Here is a 4,437-nt window from a genome sequence, read left to right as displayed (position 1 = left end):
TCTTTCACTTTATTTTCTTCGTTTCGTGGATGGCGTTTTTATTTTATCAGCCGCGCCTTTACGTTTATCATGCGGAAAATATGGACAAACCGGACTTTGTTCGCGTCGTAGAAGTACAAGAATACAAAATGTACCACTATATCGGCTGGGTTTCCATAATAGGCTCTTTCGCTACCGGAGCGATGATACTAATAGCGATGCCGGAGCTACTGCAAAACGGCTATATGCACGTCAAAATAACCGCCGTAATCGTAATGGCCGTCTATCATCTGAGCCTAGGGCATTATATGAAAACGCTTAAAGACAAAACCTGTAAAAAAACCGGTATGTTTTTTCGCGCCTACAACGAAGTACCGACGATTATTTTAGTCATAGTAGTCGCTATGATGATGTGGAAGCCTTTTTAAGGCTTAAATTTAATCGCCGAGACTTTCTAATATAAAGAAGCGCACGGATGCGAAGCTAAATTTTAGCCTTTTTTATCGCCTGAGCTAGATCGGCGATTAGGTCGTCTGCGTTTTCTACGCCGATAGCAAGGCGCAGCAGATTAGGCTTTATGCCGATTTTGTCTTGCAGCTCTTTAGGGTATGATTCGTGCGTCATGGACGCGGGCTGGCAGATGAGGCTCTCAACGCCGCCAAGACTCACGGCTAGATCAAAAAGCTCCAGAGATTTGGCAAAAATTTTATAGTCGTATTTTTCGTTTAGCTCCAGCGATATAACCGCGCCGATATCGCTTGCTTGGCGGGCCTGGATCTGCTTTTCTAGCTGCGAGTACGATCCAGCGTAGTGCACCGCGTCTACCGCTTCGTGCGATTTTAAAAATTCGATGATTTTATGCGTATTTTGCGTCTGGCGATCAAAGCGCACGCTAAGGGTTTTAAGGCCTCTTATCAGATAATAAGCGTCCATCGGGCTGATTATGCCGCCAAAGGTATTTCTGGCAAATTTTATCTTTTCGGCTAGCGCGTCGTCATTTACCGTGACGATGCCCGCGATCGCGTCTGCGTGTCCGCCGATATATTTCGTCGCGCTATAAACTACGATATCTACGCCAAAATCAAAAAGCTTTTGATAATAAGGCGTTAAAAAGGTATTATCGGCGATTACCAGGATGCCTCTTTTGTGCGCGATGTCTGCGATACGGCGGATATCGGTCACGCGTAGCAGCGGATTTGAGGGCGTCTCGATAAATATCGCTCTTACATTCTCTGCGATATCTTTTTCCTCTAATAAATTTAAATCGTCCACCGCCTCGTAGCTTATGCCCTGCGACGCAAAGACGTTGCTAACGTAGCGGAAAGTGCCGCCGTAGACGTTGTTGTTTAGTAGCACCTTATCGCCCGTTTTTAGCAGGCTAAAAGCCGCTGCCGTCGCCGCCATTCCCGAGCCGAAGCTAAATGCGTATTTACTGCCCTCCACCTTAGCAAAAAGCTCGTCAAACGCCTGCTTAGTCGGATTTGCGCCGCGCGAGTAAGCAAACTCGCCAAAGCCGTCTAGCCCCTCTTGCACGAACGTCGTCGCCAGATAAACGGGCGGCACGACGGCTCCAAAAGGGTTATGTTTGGCCTCGATGCCTTTTACGATTAGTGTGTCTAGTTTCATTTTTTCTCCTTAAATTTATCGCTAAAATTTCAAAAATCTTATATCCATCGCCGAGATAAAGCTCATTATACGCTCGTTTCGGCTAGCGAAAAATCTCTCCGCATCGCCGTCAAACGCGATCTTGCCTTTATCCAAAAACAAAATCCTATCCGCGACTTTGCGAGCGAAATTCATATTATGCGTGACGATGACGAGAGATTTTTTCTCTCTGGCTAGGGCTATGACGACTTTTAGCACCTCGGCTTCCAGCTCCGGATCTAGCGCGCTAGTCGGCTCGTCTAGCAGCAAAAACGACGGATCCATCGCTAGCGCTCTAGCTATCGCCACGCGCTGGCTCTGACCGCCCGAGAGTCTGTTCGGATAGGCGTTTTGCTTATCCGCCATGCCAACCTTGCCTAGTAGCTCGAGGGCTTTATTTATCGCCGTTTGCTTGTCGATGCCGAGCACCTGCGTCGGTCCTTCGATCACGTTTTGCAAAACCGTTAAATGCGGAAACAGATGAAACCCCTGAAACACCATCCCCGTTCGCCTGCGAAAGGGCAGTAGCTCTTTTGGTGAAATTTTACCGCCGAATTTTATCTTCTCGCCGTCTAGCTCCAGCTCGCCTTCCTCGGGGATTTCGAGTAAATTTATGCAGCGAAGCAGGGTTGATTTACCGGATCCAGAGGACCCCACGATCACCGTAGTTTGCCCATCTGCGATCTCTAGGTCGATGCCCTCTAGCACCTTTTGTTCGCCAAAGCTCTTGGTTAAATTTTTAAATTTTATCGCCATTACACGTACCTTGATGTTCGTTTTTCTAGCCTTCCTTGCAAAAAGGTAAGCAGCGTGCAAACGACCAAATAAATAAGCGCGGCCAGCACGTAAAGCAGCAGCGGCTCGTAGGTGCGAGCGGCGATGCGCTGGGCTACCATAAACATATCCACCATCGTTATGGAAGCAGCTAGCGAGGTGTCTTTAACTAGCCCGATGAAGGTGTTTGATAGCGGCGGCAGCGATATACGCACGGCCTGAGGCGCGATGATACGGCGTAAAATTTGCGCGTGCGTCATACCTAGCGAGGTCGCCGCCTCCCACTGCCCCTTAGGCACCGATAGGATCGCTGCCCTCACCGACTCGGACGCGTAGGCGCCGACGTTTAGGCTAAAAGCGATGATCGCCGCGCTCCACGTATCAAGCGTAACTCCGATAGAAGGAAGCCCGAAAAATACGATAAAAAGCTGCACTAAAAGCGGAGTGCCGCGAAATATCCAAACGTAGCCGCCAAACGTCCATCGTAAAATTTTTACGCTTGAAAGACGCGCGATAGCGGTTATTACGGCGATAATCAGCCCGCAGGCAAAAGACGCCAGCGTGAGCGGTATCGTGACCTTAGCTAGGGCTTCTAGCATCGGCAGCAGCGAGCTTGAGACAAGCTCGATTATGCGGTTTATGCGTTCCGTGTCCAAATTTACCTCCGTCTTTCACGCCGATTTTAGGCTTAAATTTACTCGTCGCAAGCCTTTGAGCCGTTAAATTTCGCTTGTTTTAAGCAAATTTAGCTTGCAAGATTTGCCTAAGTTTGCCGTTTAGTTTCACAAGCGGCGTTTTCTACTAAATTTAAAATATACGGCTAAATTTAACGGCTTTTAAATTTAGCCTGCAAGCAAGCCCGTAAACATGGCATCGCTGCTAGCATAAACGAGCGGCGAACCCGTTTGAAATCTGCTAAATTTGACCTAGCAAATTTACTCCGAAACATCCTTGCCGAAATACTTTTGCGAGATTTCTTTTAGCTTGCCCTCGGCCTTTAGCTGGGCTAGGGCTTTGTTTATCTGCTCGGTTAGCTCAGCGTTTCCCTTTTGCACGGCTACGCCGATGTAGTCTTTTTCGTTTCCGACGACGGCGATTTTAACCGGAGCGGCGGGTTGATTTTTCGTAAAGTCCAAAAACACGATATTGTCGCGCAACACGCTATCTACGCGGCCTGCGATTAGCAGCTCCATACTTTTAGCAAAGCTATCGACCGTGACGTTTTGAGCGCCGTAGCTAGCAGCGACCTTAGCCCAGTTACTAGTAGCCGAGTCGGCATTTTTCTTGCCGTTTAAGTCGGCGAAGCTTTTTATCGAGTCGTTGTCCTTGCGAACGATGATCGCGCCGTAAGTAACGGTATAAGGCTCGCTAAGTTCGTATTTTTTCTTTCGCTCCTCAGTGATGCTTACTTGGTTAAACACCACGTCTGCCTTACCCGCGTCAAAAGCCGCTAGCATCGCGTCCCACGGAGCTTCGACGAATTCGACTTTAAGCCCTAGTTTACCGGCGACGGCTTTTGCGATATCTACGTCGTAGCCGGTTAGCTCGCCCTTTTCGTCGTGGAAAGAATACGGCGAATACGTGCCTTCGGTCGCAACCTTTAAGACGCCTTCTTGGATGGTTTTTGCGTTTGCGTTAGTTAAAAGGGCTAAGCCCGCCAAAGTAAGTAGAGAAGATTTTAGTAAGTTTTTCATTTTTCGTCCTTTTTAAATTTATCGTTAGCTATTCATTTAAAAAGGCTCGCGTATGCGGATTAAGTAAAATTCTTTTTAAATGTTTAGCGACTTGCTAAGCACTTAAAAAGAAATTCGTGCCTAGCGCCCTAGCTTTTCATCTCGCAACAACACATGTCGCACATATCGCTTTTCATGATGTACCTTTCGTTTTAAATTTAAACGACGATTTTATGCAAAAAAAGTTTAAGATAAAATAAAAATATATCAAAACCCAGCTTTTGCATAAACTAAAACTCCGTTAATTTTACGCCACACGACTTTGAGACGGGCGCAAGATAGGCGGCTAAAGTCTAATCAATCTGCT

General features: G+C 47.3%; 5 protein-coding genes. 1 reads left to right on the top strand and 4 read right to left on the bottom strand.

Translation table 11 applies throughout. The features are described 5' to 3' along the window. The coding region (locus Q0314_RS06105; RefSeq protein ID WP_298057544.1) for a CopD family protein at nt 1-407 on the top strand (407 nt) is incomplete at its 5' end. Between the two features lie 55 nt (nt 408-462). On the opposite strand, the gene Q0314_RS06100 is transcribed toward Q0314_RS06105, so the two are convergent. The 4 genes from Q0314_RS06100 to Q0314_RS06085 form a co-directional block, all read right to left on the bottom strand. Next, the gene (locus Q0314_RS06100) at nt 463-1,605 is read right to left on the bottom strand and encodes a PLP-dependent aspartate aminotransferase family protein (protein WP_298057543.1); all 1,143 of its coding nucleotides are present in this window, start codon (nt 1,603-1,605) and stop codon (nt 463-465) included. Nucleotides 1,606-1,626: 21 nt separating this feature from the next. After that, nucleotides 1,627-2,379 carry an amino acid ABC transporter ATP-binding protein gene (locus Q0314_RS06095; RefSeq protein ID WP_298057542.1) on the bottom strand — a complete coding sequence of 251 codons (753 nt, stop codon included), beginning with the start codon at nt 2,377-2,379 and terminating at the stop codon, nt 1,627-1,629. Continuing rightward, nucleotides 2,379-2,996 carry an amino acid ABC transporter permease gene (locus Q0314_RS06090; protein WP_298057546.1) on the bottom strand — a complete coding sequence of 206 codons (618 nt, stop codon included), beginning with the start codon at nt 2,994-2,996 and terminating at the stop codon, nt 2,379-2,381. Before Q0314_RS06090 ends, Q0314_RS06095 begins: the two co-directional genes overlap by 1 nt. A 336-nt stretch (nt 2,997-3,332) precedes the next feature. Then, nucleotides 3,333-4,091, bottom strand: a complete 759-nt coding sequence (locus tag Q0314_RS06085) for an amino acid ABC transporter substrate-binding protein (RefSeq protein ID WP_298057541.1) — start codon at nt 4,089-4,091, stop codon at nt 3,333-3,335. Nucleotides 4,092-4,437 lie beyond the last annotated feature (346 nt).

It is taken from the genome of uncultured Campylobacter sp. (assembly GCF_938040115.1).
GTDB lineage: Bacteria > Campylobacterota > Campylobacteria > Campylobacterales > Campylobacteraceae > Campylobacter_A.
The sequence above is the reverse complement of the archived record's forward strand: the minus strand, read 5'-3'. Positions and strand labels throughout refer to the sequence as shown.

Excerpts from the sequence above, each read along its gene's own strand:
- Q0314_RS06100 (WP_298057543.1), bottom strand. The coding sequence starts at position 1,605 with ATGAAACTAGACACACTAATCGTAAAAGGCATCGAGGCCAAACATAAC.
- Q0314_RS06095 (WP_298057542.1), bottom strand. The coding sequence starts at position 2,379 with ATGGCGATAAAATTTAAAAATTTAACCAAGAGCTTTGGCGAACAAAAG.
- Q0314_RS06090 (WP_298057546.1), bottom strand. The coding sequence starts at position 2,996 with ATGCTAGAAGCCCTAGCTAAGGTCACGATACCGCTCACGCTGGCGTCT.
- Q0314_RS06085 (WP_298057541.1), bottom strand. The coding sequence starts at position 4,091 with ATGAAAAACTTACTAAAATCTTCTCTACTTACTTTGGCGGGCTTAGCC.